20 protein-coding genes, 1 tRNA gene and 3 pseudogenes are annotated in these 18,803 nt (G+C 41.4%); 17 read left to right on the top strand and 7 right to left on the bottom strand.

The genetic code is table 11. From position 1 onward, the window contains the following. Positions 1-108: 108 nt before the first annotated feature. Both K1T76_RS04955 and K1T76_RS04950 read right to left on the bottom strand, forming a co-directional pair. Positions 109-849 carry a hypothetical protein gene (locus K1T76_RS04955; protein WP_004911216.1) on the bottom strand — a complete coding sequence of 247 codons (741 nt, stop codon included), beginning with the start codon at positions 847-849 and terminating at the stop codon, positions 109-111. Between the two features lie 2 nt (positions 850-851). Beyond that, positions 852-1,787, bottom strand: coding sequence for an AraC family transcriptional regulator (locus K1T76_RS04950; RefSeq protein WP_004911218.1), 936 nt, complete (start codon positions 1,785-1,787; stop codon positions 852-854). A 177-nt stretch (positions 1,788-1,964) separates the two neighbouring features. On the opposite strand from K1T76_RS04950, the gene K1T76_RS04945 reads away from it, so the two are divergent. The 8 genes from K1T76_RS04945 to K1T76_RS04910 all read left to right on the top strand — a co-directional run bounded on the left by K1T76_RS04945 (position 1,965) and on the right by K1T76_RS04910 (position 6,988). Continuing rightward, a protein-coding gene (locus tag K1T76_RS04945; RefSeq protein ID WP_230244399.1) for an IS3 family transposase occupies positions 1,965-3,097 on the top strand; the annotation gives its coding sequence in 2 pieces (ribosomal slippage) (positions 1,965-2,217 and positions 2,217-3,097; 1,134 coding nt in all). A 98-nt stretch (positions 3,098-3,195) separates the two neighbouring features. After that, complete coding sequence (gene msrA / locus K1T76_RS04940) at positions 3,196-3,684, top strand: peptide-methionine (S)-S-oxide reductase MsrA (protein WP_000762837.1); 489 nt, start codon at positions 3,196-3,198, stop codon at positions 3,682-3,684. A gap of 26 nt (positions 3,685-3,710) precedes the next feature. Next, entirely contained in the window at positions 3,711-3,947 is a 237-nt protein-coding gene (locus tag K1T76_RS04935) for a glutaredoxin (RefSeq protein WP_009499586.1), read from the top strand. Between the two features lie 31 nt (positions 3,948-3,978). Further along, positions 3,979-4,419 carry a peptide-methionine (R)-S-oxide reductase MsrB gene (gene msrB / locus K1T76_RS04930; protein WP_000483554.1) on the top strand — a complete coding sequence of 147 codons (441 nt, stop codon included), beginning with the start codon at positions 3,979-3,981 and terminating at the stop codon, positions 4,417-4,419. 21 nt (positions 4,420-4,440) lie between these two features. After that, complete coding sequence (locus K1T76_RS04925) at positions 4,441-4,686, top strand: glutaredoxin family protein (RefSeq protein WP_025467194.1); 246 nt, start codon at positions 4,441-4,443, stop codon at positions 4,684-4,686. A 50-nt stretch (positions 4,687-4,736) separates the two neighbouring features. Next, the gene (locus tag K1T76_RS04920; RefSeq protein WP_136695379.1) at positions 4,737-5,045 is read left to right on the top strand and encodes an antibiotic biosynthesis monooxygenase family protein; all 309 of its coding nucleotides are present in this window, start codon (positions 4,737-4,739) and stop codon (positions 5,043-5,045) included. Beyond that, a complete protein-coding gene (locus tag K1T76_RS04915) occupies positions 5,042-6,316 on the top strand; it encodes an acetyl-CoA C-acetyltransferase (protein ID WP_000857678.1) in 1,275 nt (424 codons plus the stop codon). Before K1T76_RS04920 ends, K1T76_RS04915 begins: the two co-directional genes overlap by 4 nt. Before the next feature lie 9 nt (positions 6,317-6,325). Beyond that, entirely contained in the window at positions 6,326-6,988 is a 663-nt protein-coding gene (locus K1T76_RS04910; RefSeq protein WP_001281573.1) for a peptide-methionine (S)-S-oxide reductase MsrA, read from the top strand. Between the two features lie 219 nt (positions 6,989-7,207). On the opposite strand, the gene K1T76_RS04905 is transcribed toward K1T76_RS04910, so the two are convergent. Both K1T76_RS04905 and K1T76_RS04895 read right to left on the bottom strand, forming a co-directional pair. Then, positions 7,208-8,185, bottom strand: coding sequence for a sensor domain-containing diguanylate cyclase (locus K1T76_RS04905; RefSeq protein ID WP_002119794.1), 978 nt, complete (start codon positions 8,183-8,185; stop codon positions 7,208-7,210). Between the two features lie 617 nt (positions 8,186-8,802). Then, positions 8,803-10,089: a GAF domain-containing protein gene (locus K1T76_RS04895; RefSeq protein ID WP_000257537.1), complete on the bottom strand. Its 1,287-nt coding sequence runs from the start codon at positions 10,087-10,089 to the stop codon at positions 8,803-8,805. An 852-nt stretch (positions 10,090-10,941) separates the two neighbouring features. Here K1T76_RS04895 and K1T76_RS04890 point away from each other — a divergent pair. The 5 genes and pseudogenes from K1T76_RS04890 to K1T76_RS04870 all read left to right on the top strand — a co-directional run. Next, positions 10,942-11,118 (top strand): peptide-methionine (S)-S-oxide reductase, encoded by a 177-nt coding sequence (locus K1T76_RS04890; RefSeq protein WP_005006244.1) that lies wholly within the window; start codon positions 10,942-10,944, stop codon positions 11,116-11,118. Positions 11,119-11,176: 58 nt separating this feature from the next. Continuing rightward, positions 11,177-11,731, top strand: a complete 555-nt coding sequence (locus K1T76_RS04885; RefSeq protein WP_000088799.1) for a carboxymuconolactone decarboxylase family protein — start codon at positions 11,177-11,179, stop codon at positions 11,729-11,731. A gap of 137 nt (positions 11,732-11,868) precedes the next feature. Further along, entirely contained in the window at positions 11,869-12,384 is a 516-nt protein-coding gene (locus K1T76_RS04880) for a YkgB family protein (RefSeq protein ID WP_038349914.1), read from the top strand. 239 nt (positions 12,385-12,623) lie between these two features. Further along, on the top strand, positions 12,624-13,274 hold the full coding sequence (locus K1T76_RS04875; protein WP_198114842.1) for an IS5 family transposase: 651 nt from the start codon (positions 12,624-12,626) through the stop codon (positions 13,272-13,274). Positions 13,275-13,323: 49 nt separating this feature from the next. Next, positions 13,324-13,692 (top strand): annotated as a pseudogene (locus K1T76_RS04870) (IS5/IS1182 family transposase); the annotation flags it as partial. A gap of 153 nt (positions 13,693-13,845) precedes the next feature. Here K1T76_RS04870 and K1T76_RS04865 read toward each other — a convergent pair. After that, a tRNA-Ile gene (locus tag K1T76_RS04865) sits at positions 13,846-13,922 on the bottom strand. 230 nt (positions 13,923-14,152) lie between these two features. On the opposite strand from K1T76_RS04865, the pseudogene K1T76_RS04860 reads away from it, so the two are divergent. From K1T76_RS04860 to K1T76_RS04850, 3 genes and pseudogenes are all read left to right on the top strand, one after another. Beyond that, a pseudogene (locus K1T76_RS04860) lies at positions 14,153-14,338 on the top strand (IS982 family transposase); the annotation flags it as partial. 12 nt (positions 14,339-14,350) lie between these two features. Continuing rightward, a pseudogene (locus tag K1T76_RS04855) lies at positions 14,351-14,755 on the top strand (1-acyl-sn-glycerol-3-phosphate acyltransferase); the annotation flags it as partial. A 99-nt stretch (positions 14,756-14,854) separates the two neighbouring features. Then, positions 14,855-15,604, top strand: a complete 750-nt coding sequence (locus tag K1T76_RS04850) for a YebC/PmpR family DNA-binding transcriptional regulator (protein ID WP_070155957.1) — start codon at positions 14,855-14,857, stop codon at positions 15,602-15,604. 75 nt (positions 15,605-15,679) lie between these two features. On the opposite strand, the gene K1T76_RS04845 is transcribed toward K1T76_RS04850, so the two are convergent. Continuing rightward, positions 15,680-16,150 carry an Lrp/AsnC family transcriptional regulator gene (locus K1T76_RS04845; RefSeq protein WP_019836237.1) on the bottom strand — a complete coding sequence of 157 codons (471 nt, stop codon included), beginning with the start codon at positions 16,148-16,150 and terminating at the stop codon, positions 15,680-15,682. A 454-nt stretch (positions 16,151-16,604) separates the two neighbouring features. Next, a complete protein-coding gene (locus K1T76_RS04840) occupies positions 16,605-17,369 on the bottom strand; it encodes a glutathione S-transferase family protein (protein ID WP_230244395.1) in 765 nt (254 codons plus the stop codon). A 266-nt stretch (positions 17,370-17,635) separates the two neighbouring features. Here K1T76_RS04840 and ychF point away from each other — a divergent pair, with 266 nt between their 5' ends. Next, entirely contained in the window at positions 17,636-18,727 is a 1,092-nt protein-coding gene (gene ychF, locus K1T76_RS04835; RefSeq protein WP_230244393.1) for a redox-regulated ATPase YchF, read from the top strand. The last annotated feature ends 76 nt before the right edge of the window (positions 18,728-18,803 follow it).

Genomic DNA, 18,803 nt, shown 5'->3' with positions numbered 1-18,803 from the left:
ATAAGCTTTGAGTTTTCTAAGATTGGAATTACTACACCACAGCACGTACTCGAGATACTACAAATAGCTTTTTGGTAGGACCGATACCGAATAAATATCCATAATACATCAGGAGAAACTTTTTTTAATTTTCTGTAACCGGTCATAAATCAGTGGCGGATAATTTGCATGATATTCACCACACTCTGGGCAATGCTCTTGTTTTAGGTACGCTTGATTGTCGAGATCTTGATAAGGAAAAACGCTGAAGAGAAGTTCGTGCTGCATAAGCGTTTTATAAAAACTCTTATGATAAGGTGCAATCTCGCTGTCTTTGATTTTGTCGAAATATAGGTCAACGCTGTTCAAAATGCTCATAATTTCTTTAACCCCGTCGAACCTTAAAATGTCGTCATCTTTGTGAATATCAACATCTAAGCTCTCTAGATCCTCAATGAAACATTTAATCGCTCGCCGGGAATGCAAAAGGATCATTTGCGACTTGCCATCAATCATCTTTTCCTGATCGTAGCTAAAATTTTTAATGTTTCTTTCGACGAACATATAAAGTTCGTGAAGCTGATTCAACTCGTGCCTCAGTTGCTCCTTCGTATATTCCTTTTCGATTTGCTGATGGAGGATGCCATTAGCGTCAATCTGAGCTTTTAACACCAGAAAGAGAAGCACTGAACCCAGAATTTGTAGAAATGGGCTTGAAATACCTCCAAGAGCATCTCCTATTTCGCCATAACCTTTCAAATATTGCAGCGGAAGAAGAGGTGCAAACAAAGGGATAAGCAGGCAAGCCGCACCACCAATGACTATGACCCAGAAAGCTATTTTGGTAACAGGAGAGTTATAGATATTCATTTTTACACCTTTTCAGAATTTTCTTTTCTGTACGCGCTAGGAGTTTTGCCAATTTTTTTCTTAAACAACTTTTGAAAGTGTTCATGTGCCGGATACCCAATGGCTTCACTCACTTCGGGAACAGACTTACCGGATTCTTTAAGCAGCTGCTTTGCTTTTTCAAGCCGACAATAGGTTAAATAATCAAGAGGTGTCATGCCTGACAGCTCCTTAAATTTGACGCTGTAGTTCGTACGCGACATCCCCGCAATCCCGGCGAGATCGTCAAGACCCCATTTTTTATCGAGACTATGATGAATAGCTTCCAAGGTTTTGCTGAGTTGCGGATTTTCGATCAGTTTGAAGAATCCAGCATTTTTATTGGATTTGTACATGTGGATTCTTAACGCTTGCACGAAGATAATTTCGGTCAGCTTTCTGACTAACGTGTTGCTTCCAGGAAGCCCTGATTTTGCTTCCTGATCTATAATACTTAAAAGCATGGCAAGCCAAGGCGAGTGGGAGTTATCAGCACTCTTGATATGCACGACATTTGGCAGCGAATTTAAGAATGGATGATCGGGTCCGCCATTAAAACAAAAATGTCCGCAAACGACGTTGGCTTTGAGCTTGCTCTGATCACCGTATTCCAAAACTTGAGCTTCGGTGAGGTTGGCTTTAGCTCTAAATTCGACCGCAGGCTCGGCCTTGATTTTTGGTGCACTGGCCATGGTGTGCTCCATCCCTTTGAAAAAGATCAAAATATCGCCCTGCTCCGCCAATGCTTTAAGTTTAAGTTTTGGCACCTCATACCAAAACTCGCCATGAGTCACGATGTGAAATCTCGCTAGATTCTCTTCCTGCGGGAGGCTGATGCCCCAGTCTCCCGCAAATGAGGTTCTATACCAGTAGCTGCTAGTAAGCTCTACCTTATCTAAAATTTCACTGAGAACATCCATATATAGCTCCTACGTAAACTGTCCAATAGGTCATGTTATACGAACTATTGAACATATTATATCTATTTTACATGCTGTAAAGTCAGTCTAGAGATGGATCCGGAAATTTGAACAACTCCTATAAGTGATATTCTGCTCCTCAAATGATGTTATAAACATCAATATATGGAGTATTTTATGGCACGTAGACCAAGAAGAAATCATTCAAACGACTTTAAAGCTAAGGTAGCACTTGCTGCGATCAAAGCAGAAAAAACACTTGCTGAATTGAGTTCTGAGTTTGATGTTCATCAAAACCAAATTATTGACTGGAAAAATCAATTGATCTCAGCTTCCTCGCAAGCTTTCGATCAATCAAAAGCTCCATCAGAACCCCCCATTGATCTTAAAAAGTTACATGCAAAAATCGGTGAGCAGGCATTAGAAATTGATTTTTTAGAAGGTGTGTTGAAGAAACTGGGCCGCTTCAACCACAAAAGTTAATCGATCACTCACTTCAGATTTCAGTATCTAAACAGGCTAAGTTACTGAAAGTCTCTCGTGGTTGTTATTACTATGGCCCAAAACCTGTGAGTGAATCAGATCTGAAGCTGATGCGCTGTATGGATGAGTTACATATGCAATACCCTTTTGCAGGTAGCCGTATGATGCGTGATTTATTGAATCGTCAAGGACATCATATAGGACGACGTCATACACGTACTTTAATGAAGAAAATGGGCATTAATGCGTTATATCGTAAACCAAATCTAAGTCAGGCCAATCAAGCTCACCGTAAATATCCATATCTGCTCAAAGGATTGGCTATTCAGCGCAGTAATCAAGTGTGGTGTACGGATATAACGTATATCCCTATGGCAAAAGGCTTTGTTTATTTATGTGCTGTGATTGATTGGCATAGCCGCAAGGTACTTGCGCATAGGGTATCGATTAGTATGGAGGTGGATTTTTGTATTTCGGCTTTAAATGAAGCGATTGAAAAATATGGATCACCTGAAATATTTAATACAGACCAGGGCAGTCAGTTCACCAGTGATGCATTTATTGATGTATTGAAATCAAATGGCATTCAAATCAGTATGGATGGTAAAGGTCGATGGATTGATAATGTGATGGTTGAACGATTATGGCGGAGCGTTAAATATGAAGAGGTGTATCTCAAAGCTTATAGCAGTGTCACAGATGCGAAAAAGCAATTGAGTGCATATTTTGAGTTTTATAATCTGAAACGACCTCATTCGAGTCTAGACAAATTGACACCAAATGAGTTTTACTATGATCAGCTACCCCAACAAAACAAGGTGGCTTAACTAGAGCGGAATATCACTTATAAATACGCTTTTAGTTGTTCAAACAAGTGGGACCACCTCTGTCTAATCAGTAAGTGGATGAAAACTAAGGAGGCTTTATGAAACTAGATTATGTGATCGTTGCCGGAGGGTGTTTTTGGGGTCTCGAAGACCTCCTTAGGAGTCTGGACGGTGTGACGTCAACGAAGGTGGGCTACTCTGGCGGAGATTTTGATGATCCTACCTACGCCGATATTATAACAGGGAAAACGGGGCACGCCGAAGCGGTTCGCGTGGAATACGACCAAGACGAAATATCTCTCGAAGAGATTCTACATTACTTTTTCAAAATCCATGATCCGACTACGAAGAATCGCCAAGGAAATGATGTTGGCACTTCGTATCGCTCGGCAGCGTTCTATCGTGACGATGCACAGAAAGCGATTATCGAAAACGTGATTGATGAGGTCAATGAGATCGGTCGCTTCGAGAATCCCGTGGTCACGACGGTAGCCTTGGAAAAAGAGTTTTATGACGCTGAGGAGTATCACCAAAACTATTTGAAGAAGAATCCCCACGGGTACACGTGCCATTTTGAGAGAGATTAAACCATGAATCAAACGAAAGAGGAAAAATGAAAGAACTTAAGAACGTTGTCATCTACACAAAAGACCATTGTCCGTTTAGTAAACGCGTGAAGGAGTACTTAACTTCTGAAAAAGTTGATTTTAAACAAATTCGCGTGGATGACGATCCCAAGACTTATGATGAGTTGAAGAAAAAAACCAACCTTCAAACTGTTCCGCAAGTTTTTGTGGATGGAAAATTCATTGGTAGCGCGACTGACTTCTTCGCGTGGATTGATAGCTAAAGAACAAACCCAAAAATAAAGGAGCAAATTTATGTTCAACTGGGAAAGCATTAACAACTATCTCGATAACGGCACTCCCGCTCCTCCTAGAAAAGTAGAAAAGAGCGAGGAAGAGTGGAAAAAAATTCTGACGCCCGCTCAATTTAATGTCATGCGGAAGAAAGGCACCGAGCGCCCTCACACTGGGGAACTCTGTTCATTTTATGAGGCAGGACGGTATGCCTGCGCGGGCTGCGACACTGAACTGTTTGATTCGAACGTTAAGTTTGATTCGGGAACAGGTTGGCCGAGTTTTTCTGAGCCCGTCGCCGACAACGTAATTCAATATGAACTGGACACGACTTACGGACGAAGAATCGAAGTGCTATGCAATGTGTGCGAAGCCCACTTAGGGCACGTTTTTCCAGATGGTCCTGAGCCCTCTGGGGCTCGATTCTGCATCAACTCGGAGTCGTTGAAGTTTGTAGAGTAATTTTAGAAAATGGAGGGGGTCGTGGGGATTAAGCTGTTCGGTCATAAGGACTGCCACAAAACCAAGATTTACCAGTCGTACTTGAAAGAAAAAGGAATCGAGTTTGATTTTTTAGATGTTCACGAAGACGACGCGGCAGCTGATGAACTGCGATCCCTTTATACTACTGGAAAGTTAAATTTCCCGACAATACTGGTTGGGACAAAGAAGCTGAGAAACCCCAAGTTCAAGGATCTCGACAAGTGGTTGGAAGCTTCGATGAAATAACGAGATCTTTTTTTTGAGGATTGTAATTAGCTTAGTAAGGAGTCAGATCAATGATTATAGCAGTTTTCCGCAGTCGTGTTGCCAAGGAGCACGGTGGGGAGTTTGAAAGAAGATACGCCGAGATGTCCGCGCTTGTCGAAGCCATTCCTGGTTACGGAAGCCATGAGCGGTTTTCTTCTCCTAACGGTGAAGATGTTCTAATTGTCGAGTTCCTTACCAGAGAAGCTTTCGATGCTTGGGATAAGCATCCCGAACACAAAAAAGCCAAGATGCTTGGCAAAGACTACATTTTTGAATCGTACGACGTGAAGGTCGGAGAACTTTTTGAACGGCACACAAAGCCGGAGGTGAAATTATGAAAACGAGAAACGTTTATATCGTAGGTGGAGCTCGGATTCCATTTATGAAATCTATGACCGCATATCGAGACGTCTCAAGTGAAGAACTAATGACGGCGAGCCTAAAGAGTTTAGTTGATAGATATAACTTGGAAGGAAAAACTGTGGGCGATGTAGCCTTAGGAGCTGTCATGCACAGCTCGGCTAACTGGAATTTGGCTCGTGAAGTCGTTCAATCCTCCGGTTTGCATCCAAACACTCCGGCATATAACGTGCAACGTGCTTGCGGAACGAGCTTGGAAAATACGATTCAGATTGCTCACAAAATTTCTAGCCACCAAATTGAAAGTGGCATTGCGGGCGGTGTTGATAGCAACAGCGATTTGCCCATTATGGTTAGTCGAACTTTCGCAAGAAAATTGATTGCGTTGAATTCTGCCAGAACGCTTGGTGAGAAAGTAAAAATCATTTTAGGAATTAAACCTAGCGATCTAAAGCCAGTGTTGCCCGCAGTGGTTGAGCCACGCACCGGAAAATCAATGGGTGAGCATTGCGAACTCATGGTTAAAGAGTGGAATATTTCTCGCCAAGAGCAAGATGAGTTAGCGCTGGCAAGTCACAGAAATGCAGCTCAAGCATATAAAGATGGGTTTTATGATGATCTCGTCTTTCCATTCCAAGGAAATAAGACCGATGGAATTTTGCGTGCTGATACAACTTTGGAAAAATTGTCGAAGTTAAAACCTGTTTTTGATAAATCAGAAAAAGGGACTTTGACGGCGGGAAATTCAAGCTCGCTCACAGATGGCTCATCCACCGTTCTTTTGGCTTCCGAAGAAGAGGCTAAAAAGAATAATTGGCCGCTGTTGGCCAAGATTGTGGATTCTCATACTTCTGCCGTGGATTACGTCGCTGGCGAAGGTTTGCTCATGGCTCCAACTGTGGCGGTCAGTGAATTATTGAAGCGAAACGGCTTAAAGCTTCAGGATTTTGATTTTTACGAAATTCACGAGGCGTTCGCTGGACAAGTGCTCTGCACGATGAAGGCGTGGGAGTCTGCTGAATACTGCAAAACACGTTTGGGACGATCAGAGCCTCTCGGAAAAATTGACCGCTCGAAGCTAAATGTCCGTGGAAGTAGCATTGCCCTTGGGCATCCGTTTGCGGCTACTGGCGCTAAGATCGTCGGAGTTTTAGCAAAGATACTGCACTCAGCTGGTCCTGGAAAACGTGGCCTTATCGTCGTTTGCACGGCGGGAGGAATGGGAGTGGCTACAATTCTTGAAAGTTAGGAGAAAAATATGTCGGATCTAAAAATGAATAAAGAAGACGGTGTTGAAAGCTATGAATTTGCAACCCCTGAAGCAATCGAAGAAGCATTGAAAATCGGGAAGCTTAGTCAAACGGTTTTCGGCATGGGTTGCTTTTGGGGACCGGATTCTAATTTTGGAGGGACGCAGGGAGTAGTGCAAACACGTGTTGGCTACGCTGGAGCATCAACTCTGGATCCGAGTTACCGCAACATCAACGGACACGCCGAAGTCGTCAGAGTGATCTACGATAAAGACCAAATCAGCTACAGGGAACTTCTTGGAAGTTTTGAATCATGGTCTGTTCATGGTAGAAAGCAGGGCCAGTATCGCCAGATACTTTTTGTTTTTGATCTGGAGCAAAAACAAGTAGCTGAAGAACTGATTCAAGCGATTGGAAAGGAGAAATCTCCCGAGGTGATTGAGGCCGGAGAACAAAATGGTTATTTTTGGCCCGCCGAAGATTACCATCAAAAGCATCGTCTTCGCAGAAACAAACAGCTTGTAAGTCTTGCAGAAGTAGATTTCGGTCCTCGCTGGGATGAACATCTGTATTTTACTAAATTAAATAGTACCGATAGAAAAGGCTTCAGTCTCTCAAGCTGGCTAAAAAAGTTGTCTCCGGAAATGCAGAAAGCTTACCGAATCGGTTAATCTGAAATTGCAGCTGGCTAAAGAACTCTATTTTCTATATGTAAAGAATGTGACGATCTCCTTCACATGGAGTCCAAGAGAGCATAAAAAATCTGTGTAAGTCGCATTACCCATGTATTTGAAAGGAATAAATAATGCCAATATCAGACCAGCTTATCGACCGAAGCAAGACCTCAGTTTTTATGAGGTCTTGAGATCAGCGCAGCATGAACAGATCTCTTACAGTGTGGCGAACACACTGGTTTGATTGCGGCCTTGGGTTTTAGCTTTGTATAACATCTGATCGGCGACTTCGAGCAACTGCTTTTTGTCGTCAAATAAATCAGCGCTGGCCAAACCTATGCTGACCGTTAATTGTCGTAATAACCACTCATGGTTAGCCACTACCAGCCTTAACTTTTCCAGTGTTTTATTTGCGGACGCTGTGTCTGTGCCTGGCAGGATCAGCACAAACTCTTCACCACCATAACGGGCGAAAAAGTCATAGTTCCTGCTATGGCGCTGAAACAGAGCCGCGACTTGACTCAGTGCCTCATCTCCTGCGGCATGACCATAGCTGTCGTTAAAACTCTTAAAGTGATCAATATCAATCAATGCCAGTACAAAAGATTGTCCTGTTCTTTGCCAGCGAGCAAATTCAGCTTCAAACTTGAGGTCAAAAGCTCTTCTGTTGTTCACCCCTGTCAGCGCATCCGTCATGCTGGTATTATGTAATTGTTCGCCGACTTTTTTCAGCTCCAGTATGGCGATCACTTGTCTGGACAGAGCCTGCAAAGAGCTTATCTGCCGCTGGTTCAGCTGCTTAGGAACATGATCATAGACACAAATAGTACCAATCACTGCACCTTCGGGATCAATCAGCGGCGAGCCAGCATAAAATCGGTAGCCAGGTCCTGAAATCACCATAGCATTGGTACTGAATCTGTGATCTAAAGTAGCGTCAGGGACCACCATTACCGCATCAGGTGTTTCCATTGCATACACGCAAAAGGACTCTTTAATTAATACAGAGGTACGCGAAATACCAACTTTTGCAATTAGATTCAGCTTTGTGTCATCGGTTCGCGTCACCATAGCCACTGGTGCATCACAGATATAACACGCCAGTTCAGTGATATCCCGCAGGTTCTGATCTGCTTCAGCAGGTGCTTTTAGTGTGGTTTCTGCACTAGCTGTTTGAGCTAAACTAAAGGTCATGTACTTCTCCGTTTTTCTACTGCATTTTTCAAAGATCCTGCATAGAAAAATGAATTAAATCGTTGATTTAACTCTAGCATAGATCTGTCAGACTTGAAGTTATCTCTGTAGCAATGGTATTGTTTTGTACAATATTCGCCTGCTTGATTTGAGTTTTAGCTGTATTTATAAACTTTTGGCTTTTCCGGTCGCAGGCTCTATAATTTGCTCGTTTAAATCCAACTCTTCGTCTAACGTCATCTATTTAGTGTGCATGCGGCCTCCGGAGCATTTTCCGTGGCTTATTTTACCGAAGCATCGGGATTGCTAAATAGAGCTGAACGCTGTAATGCGCTTTCGAACTGAGCTTTCCGTAACTTCGGCATTAGTTCATGTACCTTGCTTACTGGATGTTGGTTGACGCGCAGCAGCACGTCCGTCAGATAATCGTAAACGTTAATAGCAGTGTTGACCTTGCTTTGAATGACGCCAACATGCTTAGCACCAAGCTCCGTTCAGCAGAATCACAGCCAGTTTTTCAGTTATCCCAAGTGTCACTCTCAGATTAAAGGCCGCCATACCGGATGTAGTGCCAACAAGAAAACTAAAACACAACTTCGCTGATCATCGCTGAGTGTTTATAAATCGTCTCCCATCACCGGTATCGATAAGCAGATAAGCCTGGTTATGCCATTAGCAGTTCTTGAAGCATTCCTGCTTTCAATGTCGTCAACGTGATCACGATTTGAGTTGAGATAACGACTCTGTTGCTGAAGACTCTCAGTTAATTGCCACTCACCAGATTCAAGAACAGCACCCGCTAACTCGGCACATACTGTTGCAAAACCATAAAGCGCTTGATTATCGCGGGTAAAACGCAGCGGCATCGTCTGGCCTTTTACAAGAAGGGACCATTCCAAAACTCTGTACTTACCTTTTAATCGGTTACTGACAAAAATAGTTATACTTGTACCGCTGGCGCCAACAACTAAAAAGCTCGTGATAGCTAGTCCTATCAGAGACCATAACTCTGGTTTCCCACTTAGTAACAGTGGATTAGGCAAATGACTCCTCAAAACGAGATCAGCACCAAGGGTCAGCGCTGTTTTATACACTGCTTGTTCTAATAATGGAGTTGCATTGACCAGTGACGCAACAGCATCACAACTATAAGGTTCTAGAACTGCCGTAGCTCTCAACCATTCTGTTTCATGGGCAATCGCCAACAAATTTGACCAAATTCGAACCAGTGCCGCTATATGAATGGAGTTTTCATCAGTCAGGACGGTTTGATTAAGCTGCTTATCCAGTTCCTGATGCCAGTATTGGTATTGGCTTGTCAAAAGTACAAACAACTCAGATTGAAGCAACTTATTATTAGTTACCGGTCTTATCCTATTTGACATCTCATTGAATAGTTGTATAAATTTTTTGTCTGCTTGTTGCTCACGCTTTAGCAGATCTTGCTGTTGTTGAAGCATCTGTAAATCGTATTCAATGGCCTGCTTAAAAAGTGTGAGTAAGGAACAGTGTTGTGATGCCCGATCTGGGCTTGAAAAGTCCAACATACACAAAGTACCGAAAGTTTTTCCGCTAGGCCAAAGCAATGGCAGGCCATAGTAATAACTAAAGCCTGCTGCAAATGTTGGGTTATTGTTTTCATATCGGGTACCGATTGCATTTTCAACTAGTAATGGCTGGTTACTGGAAATGACTTGGGAACAATAAGTGTTAAGTGCCAATGGAACAGGTTCACCGCAATAAAAAGTTGGTACTGACACACTGCCAACAGCCTGACAAATTTCGTTTTTATCTAATCGATTAATCAGCACACAAGGCACTTCCGCGACTTGAGCCATCGAGTTTACAATGCCTTGCCAGCGCTCTAGGAGCAGAGCGGTTTCTATGCTCAAATCTACTGCCATTTGTTCCCTCAGTATTTAAATAGTCCCCTTTTGCATCATTCGATCTTGTTTATCTCAGAGTATCAAACAGGAAACAAAGTGATTGATGTCAATCAGGGAATTAGCAGCATTGATGCATTAAGCGGCGCACATACACTCTAAGTAAAGTGCTTAAGTCTGATTATGGCAAGAAATTGTTACTTTGTCAGGGATAGTCAACACTTTATTAGCGAGAGACTTGCTTGGCTGACATTTAAGACAAATCGCGAGATTCCAAATCTGCCACCAACAGTCGGAACTGAGTAACTCACTTGAGCTTTAAAAAGTAAAGCATTGAAATATTTATGGTATTTATACATCCTACCTAGCTCACAGCAGAGTTTAGCATCGTGCATTAATATGACCTTACACTAAAAATACGTACTAGTTGACGTCTATCAAACTCGTTTACGAGATAGTGTAGTGGTCGACAAATTTTGGCCACATCGTTATTGCCTAATAACCGATGCTCTCTTTAAATGCGAAATGAGTAGTGCACGCATTTTTAGCCTTTTGGCAAAACGTTGATGTCTCGAAATTTTCAAGCGCTGTGCCTTGTTTATTTTCAGAAACGTCTGCTTTCAGTGAGTTCCTGATGCTCGGGCGCTCTAAATTATGGGTATAGACAATCTGATTTGCCCTATATTTGCAGTTTTTCGTGAACCCTTAATTTCACAACTCTTTTAATCTGATATCCAAAGTCTGCATCCATACATAGCCCCTACGTAAACTGTCTAATAAGTCATGTTATACGAACTATTGAACATATTATATCTATTTTACATGCTGTAAAGTCAGTCTAATCAGTAAGTGGATGAAAACTAAGGAGGCTTTATGAAACTAGATTATGTGATCGTTGCCGGAGGGTGTTTTTGGGGTCTCGAAGACCTCCTTAGAAATCAGGACGGCGTGACGTCAACGAAGGTGTGTAGTGGCACTGAAATGGCGACTGCGCAAGACGTGAAGATGAGCTGTCTGATAGCAACGGATTATCAAGCAGAACCTTCTTAAATACAATTTATTCCACGCCAATACAGCGTGCTGTCTTTCAAATCACTAGGAGAAATTTATGTCACGTTTGAACACCCCTACCACAATCGACGCCGCGCCTACTGCTACCCATACCTCACTCAAGGCTGTGGAAAAACAACTGGGCCGCGTTCCTAACATGTTCCGCGTCGTTGCCAACAGCCCTGCTGCGCTGACTGGCTACCTGCAATTGAGCGCAGCATCAGCACAGGGCGGCTTGGGTACAGCGACTCTTGAGCGTATTGCCCTAGCCGTCGCTGAGATCAACGGCTGCGATTATTGCCTTGCTGCCCATTCCTTCCTAGGCCGTAAGGTGGCCAAGCTTGATGATGCTGAACTCACTGCCAACCGCAGCGGTGCATCAAATGACCCTAAGGCCGACGCAGCCGTGCGTTTTGCTGCCGCCGTAGTCCGCCAGCGCGGGCAAGTCAGCAATGACCAGGTCCAAGCGGTGCTGAACGCTGGCTACAGTGATGCACATGTAGTGGATATTCTGTTGGCTGTTGCCCTGAACACTTTCACTAACTACGTTAACGAAGTGACACAGACCGAGGTCGACTTCCCGGCCGTTCAACCACTAGGCATTGATGTCTAATCCATTGGTGCTCAACTACAGCAATTACCTAAGTTAGGTTCGACTCGAGTAAACATATAGTTTTTCTCAAGAGTCATATCATTTTAGTGGGCTACATAGAGTGAGTCCACATGGCTAAAAATAATTGGAGATATAAGATGACTATTCCCGAAATTGAAAATGGTGTCCAGACTACCAATACCCTTAGTAATAATCTCGGTGCAAAAATCACTAAGTTTGGTATAGGTGGCATCTACGTTGCCATGACGATAATATATTTGTGGTTTGGTGGCATGAAATTCACTAGCTACGAAGCAAACGGTATACATGGTTTTGTTAGTAATAGCCCTCTGCTTTCGTGGATGTATAGCTTCCTCAGCATTCAAGGATTCTCAAATTTTCTGGGTGTGCTTGAAATTTCAGTTGGCCTGTTAATCGCTGCACGAGTTTTCTCCCCTAAGCTCGCAATCTTGGGCGGTGTACTTTCAACCGGACTCTTTTTTACGACATTGTCGTTCATGCTGACTACACCCGGTGTTTTTGAGGCATCTCTTGGGTTTCCTGCGATCTCTGTGGTTCCTGGCCAGTTTTTGCTAAAAGATTTAGTCTTGTTTGTCGTGTCTATATTTATCGTAGGTACATCACTTACAGCACTGGAGCACAAAAACAAATAAGCCTCACCCGAAACAACTATAAGTTAGATGGCTCCTAAACACATTAGAGAGCCTTTATTTTTATCTTTTAAGTGCTTCAAGTACGTGCCTTACTAGAGGCTGTTGATCTTTGAGTGAAAAATGAACGGCATAGCAACAAGGTATAATGGTTTCGCCAAAAATCAAAAATACCACCGAGAACGGACGTTGCTATGCCAAGGACAATGCTAACAGATAACGCCTAGGAAGCCCTAAAGCAAATACTTAAAGAGACAGGGCGTGTTTACAATAAATATGAACACCGAAATACACTGGAAGGCATACTTTATCGTATGCGCACAGGCATTCAGTGGCGAGATTTGCCTGAAAGATTCGGTCGTTGGAACTCTGTATTTAAGCGCTTTAACCTTTGGTCAAAGAAAGGTGTGTTACAAAAATGGTTTCAAAGCATATCGTCCGATAATGATCCAGAATGGTTGTTTATTGATGGAAGTATTGTCAAAGCGCATCAAGACAGTAGCGGAGCCGCAAGCAGTTCAGATGAAGCGATAGGAAAAAGTCGGGGTGGGAGTTCTACAAAAATTCATCTCGCTGTAGATAGCGGTGGGCTTCCCGTTTATTTTGAAATATCGGGTGGTCAGATAAATGACATTGGTTATGTGAAAAAAACCGATGCAGAAACCCAGGTACTGTTTGAATTTATCGCGCATCGATATGAAAGCGGTAGCCTGATCATCACAGCCAATCACCCGTTTAGTGCATGGGATCAGATCTTCCCAGACAGCATGATGACGGTAGCGGCCATAGATCGGCTGATCCACCACGCGACAATTATAGAATTAGAAGGAGAAAGCTATCGAAAACAACATCAGTTAAAACAAGCTGGAAGTAGGAAAAATGAGAAAACCTAACCGGCCATCATAATTGACGCGAACCGGCCAAGATAGTTGACGCCGAACAATCGACTCTGCCTATACAGACAGGCTTATGACATTAAACACTCCCAACACGTGATTTTAGACCTAAAAACACATACGGTGATTCTACTAAGGAAAAGTTTAAAGTTTTGGAAAGGCAAGTGAACGAAATATATAGAGAGGAATAAATTATTGAAATGGTCAAGCGTCTAGTGATAAGCATTTGGAAAAAGTGGTCTATGGCATCAACGGCGATAACTTGGTCGAAACCGAGATGCATTGCATCAAATTATTAGGCGATAAACTCAGCACAAGGAATTTTGACAGTCAGATCAATGAGATTAATGCACGTATAGCCGTCTTAAATAAATTTACAGAATTAGATCGCCCCCATACCCACGTTTTCACTTGAATTTGAGTAATTACAGTAAATTCTATCTTTAAAGTCTTTATACAACAAAGCCTGTTAAAAATAATGTTGATTTAAGCTGCTTACCATTTGCTTACCAGAATCTAAAAACAAAAAAACCACTTAGGATTAATGCACCTAAGTGGTTGTTTTATATGGTGGGCCCAGACAGACTTGAACTGTCGACCAACGGATTATGAGTCCGCTGCTCTAACCGACTGAGCTATAGGCCCTAAAATTGAATTTGTTATAATTCAACAAGTTCAAGCGCAAAGAATACTAGCGAAGTTTTGTTAAAAAAACAAGCTATTTTCAGAAATTGCGGTATAGATAATCATCAGACAAATTTGATTATTATTGAAATAAAAAAATACACCTTCACTTTCCGAAAATTTGCCCGATGAAATTTTAAACGCTTCTCTTTACTCACTTCCAAAAACAACTCAAACATTGACCAGATTAATATCACCTACGGCAACGCAATAAGATAGAAACATTATTTAGCTTATTGAAAGATCAATACAATTTAGTAACGAGTAAAGCACGTAGTATTCATGGATTTCTTAGTGGAATATATGCTTCGTTATGTGCATATCAATTAACCCATCGGAATAAGCCAATAATTCAAATTATGGAATCATCGGCTTAAGCAGGATTCCGATTAATTAAAAAAGAGCTTTTTAAAGGGCCGCTTAAACCCATTTTGGAAAAAATCGGCGGCATTCCAGTCGACCGTAAATCTAGCAAAGATATAGTTTCGCAAATGATTGAACTTTTTGATCAAAATGAACATTTCAATTTGGTCATCGCACCCGAAGCAACTCGCGCAAAAACAGGTGAAGCCCGCAAGCCAATTCGTACAGGTTTTTGGCATATTGCCAAAGCAGCCAATGAGCCTATCGTTTTAATGTATGCCAACTCACAAACCAAACAAGGTGGGATTTTTGGCAAAATCTATCCGACAGATTTAGATCACGATATGGCACTTATCCAACAATTATATAAAGAACAAGTGGGCTTAGATATTGTCATTCCTGAGCCAAAAACAACTCAAAGCAACACTTAAAAAACCTAAAACTCTGCCCTTTATCTAAAAAAAGGGCTTATGTTAGAATGGGCGCAATTTTGATAGGCATACTGCCAATCTGTAAGGAGCATAGTTCGCATGGCGGGTCATTCCAAGTGGGCCAACATTAAGCATCGTAAAGCCAAACAAGATGCTAGTCGTGGTAAGTTGTTTACCAAATTTATTCGTGAATTAACAACTGCTGCAAAGCTCGGCGGTCCAGATGCGGCAAGTAACCCTCGTTTACGTGCTGTTGTGGAAAAAGCACTTTCAGTTAACATGACACGTGACGTCATTAACCGTGCCATCCAGCGTGGTGCAGGCGGTGAAGATAACGACGATCTTAAAGAAGTAACCTATGAAGGTTATGGTGTAGGTGGTGTTGCGGTTATTGTAGAAACCATGACAGACAACTTAAACCGCACCGTGCCAGATGTACGTCACTGTTTCTCTAAAACTGACGGTAACTTAGGCACCAATGGTTCTGTAGCATTCCTATTCACCAAACGTGGTGAAATTTCATTTGAAGATTCATCTTTAGAAGATCAAGTGATGGAAGTGGCTTTAGAAGCTGGCGCAGAAGATATTGAAGTGTCTGAAGATGGTATTTTGGTTATTACTACGCCAGAAGCTTTTGGTATAGTTCAAGATGCGCTAACAGCAGCAGGTTTGAAATCTGACAATGCTGAAGTGGTTATGAGTCCATCGACCAAAGCAGAAATTACAGACATCGACCAAGCAAAAAAAATCATGAAAATGATTGATATGCTTGAAGATTTAGACGATGTTCAAAACGTTTACACCAACGTTGAATTCTCCGATGAGGTTTTAGCACAATTAGACGCATAATCTGTCTAACTGTACTTCCTAAAAACGCACGTTATCGTGCGTTTTTAATAGATCACACAAAATAATTCTAATAAATTAAACTTTATTTAATAAACCATGACAGTTTAAAACATCATATTCTTTAATCACAAAGCTAGAATGCAAACCTGCCACATGCTCAATTTTACCAATCCTTTTTAGTAAAATTTCACTGTAATTTTCCATATCTCGTGCCACAACCTCTACAATAAAATCTGCAGCCTGTCCTGTCACCAAAAATGCGCGTATCACTTCAGGAATACTTTCTAATTCTTCCAAAAATTTGGCAAAAATATCAGTATCGTGTTTGCTCAAAGATACCTGCAACAACACATGTAAACTAAAACCCAGTTTTTGATAATTAATTTCACGCTTTAAACCTGAAATAATTTTATGATCGATCAGACTTTTAATACGTCGATGCACTGAACTTACCGACAAATTAACCCGCTCGGAAAGCTCATTCAAATTGACATCTTCATAGCTTAAAATTTCTAAAATATGCTTATCGTAACGATCCAATTCCATTTTAAGCACTCAATTTAATCAGATAAAAATTAAACACATACCGCCATTATACTTGAATTGTTTTGCAGACTAAGCATTTTTAATGAAAATTCTTTCCATGAGTAAAGCAAAATCTTTATGTTTTAGAAATAACCGCTGATCGCTAGAGCAACTACATTGACAAAGGGGATTTCATTGAACCTATTGTTTTGAAAGATTTAAATTCTCAACAATCCAATCAATAACGGCTTCGTTCATAAATTGTCACAATCATAGCCGTCTATTTTTTGCAAGTTTAAGAAATGTATTAAAAACAGAGGCGCTCAACAATAAGCACAATACGCTGCCAAACTCAGTACAGAATTTTAATTAGAATCACTAAAATTCTTTGTTCTAATTCTTGGCTCTAGGGTTTTAGCCATCAGTATACAAAAATAGGCGCAGATTGCACGTAGGTTTATTAAGGCAATAACATTCAAATACCGCGCCAATCTACACGTGCATTACGCTCAGTTTGATAAATACGAGAAACATATTGTCCTAAAGGCAAATCCAGCAAATACTTTTTATAATCTTTAAATTCTTCAGAAATGACTTCATCGTGTTCTTTTTCCCACGGCGTACCTGAAATTTCTAAAATAGGTGCAAGCATCGAACACACTGAAATATCGGCTAAACCTAAACGCTCACCTACAAAATAACGTCCATAATTATCAATCAAATGTTGATTTAAAATGACAATTAATTCATCCATCCGCTGTTTAGATTCTGCGACTTTATCTTGATCAAGTTGATAACCCTTAGATACCAAAGCTTTAATAATTGGCTTGGAATATTTAGAAAATTGACGCAAATAGCCTTTTTCACCAATTAAAATTTCCAGAGGTTCTTCACTTTCAGATAGTGTATGCGCCAAACCCCAACGACGCACATGCTGCCCCAATTCATCAGCCAAAGTATTTATGGCTAAGGCATGTTTATATTGCTCAGCATCACTGCGTAACAAGGCATGTTCGGGATAAATATCGTCCAAATATAACGCAATTTGAGTCGAATCTGCTATCCAACGCTCTTGATCACGTAAAATAGGTAATTTATTTTGCCCTGTTTTTAATTGGGCAAAAGCGCGATGCACACCTGGAATTAAGTTTTGCGCTTCATAATATAACTCTTTATGATCCAATAACCAGCGAGCTTTCTCACAAAAATGAGACAAAGGAAACTGGTATAAGATGCGCATAAAATCTCCATATTTAAATTTTGATATCCAAAGCAGTATCAATACTGTGCTTGTCATACTTTAGTCATAGCTTCTTATAATTACAATGTAATTTTTATTCAAAATTCAGGCGAGACAGTCAACACTACAAAATCAATTCCTGCTAGAAATTCAACAAACAACGCCAAGCACGTTGGATTGGAGAAACATCTGTTCGATGACCTGACTTTATCTGCCCTTTCATGTAAAATCGTGCCTAATTTTAAATAACACGTTGTGAGTTATTCATGGGTTTTAATTGTGGTATTGTGGGCCTGCCAAACGTTGGTAAATCTACGCTTTTTAATGCTTTAACCAAAGCTGCAATTGCAGCGGAAAACTTCCCGTTTTGTACCATTGAGCCAAATACAGGCATTGTACCTGTGCCAGATTCGCGCTTGGACAAATTGGCAGAAATCGTAAATCCACAACGTGTAGTACCCACCACGATGGAATTTGTGGATATTGCAGGTTTGGTTGCAGGTGCATCTAAAGGTGAAGGTTTAGGTAACCAATTCCTTGCCAACATTCGTGAAACCGATGCAATTGCGCATGTGGTTCGTTGCTTTGAAGATGAAAACGTGATTCACGTAAATGGTAAAATTGACCCATTAGATGACATTGCAACCATCAATACCGAACTTGCTTTGGCCGATTTAGAAACGGTAAGCAAAGCCATTACACGCTTAGCAAAATCTGCCAAAGGTGGCGATAAAGAAGCCGTAGCGACCAAAGCCGTTTTAGAAAAAATTCAACCTTTACTAGATGATGGCAAGCCTGCACGTGCAGCCAATTTAGATGACGATGAACGCAAATTGGTTCGTGGTTTTGGTTTATTAACCTTAAAACCAACCATGTATATTGCCAACGTGGCTGAAGATGGCTTTGAAAACAACCCGCACTTAGATGCAGTTAAAAAACTTGCTGCAGAAGAAAATGCGATTGTGGTTCCTTTATGCAACCAAATTGAAGCCGAAATTTCATTGCTTGAAGATGAAGACCGTGCAGAGTTCTTAGAAGCTCTTGGTATGGAAGAACCAGGTCTGAACGTAGTGATTCGTGCAGGTTATGCGCTGTTAGGTCTGCAAACTTACTTTACTGCAGGCGTACAAGAAGTCCGTGCTTGGACAGTGAAAGTAGGTGCAACTGCACCACAAGCAGCAGGCGTAATTCACACTGACTTTGAAAAAGGCTTTATCCGCGCAGAATGTATTGCTTATGAAGATTTCGTACAATATAACGGCGAAGCAGGTGCAAAAGATGCAGGTAAATGGCGCTTAGAAGGTAAAACTTATATCGTTCAAGACGGTGATGTTTTACACTTCCGCTTTAATGTTTAATTTTTTTATTGCTTAGTTTTAGAACAATGCTTGCAGCAAAGCATTGATTCAACAACAAACCTCGATGTAAGCATCG

Source organism: Acinetobacter sp. PW68 (genome assembly GCF_020982655.1).
Classification (GTDB): Bacteria; Pseudomonadota; Gammaproteobacteria; order Pseudomonadales; family Moraxellaceae; genus Acinetobacter; species Acinetobacter towneri_A.
The sequence above is the reverse complement of the archived record's forward strand: the minus strand, read 5'-3'. Positions and strand labels throughout refer to the sequence as shown.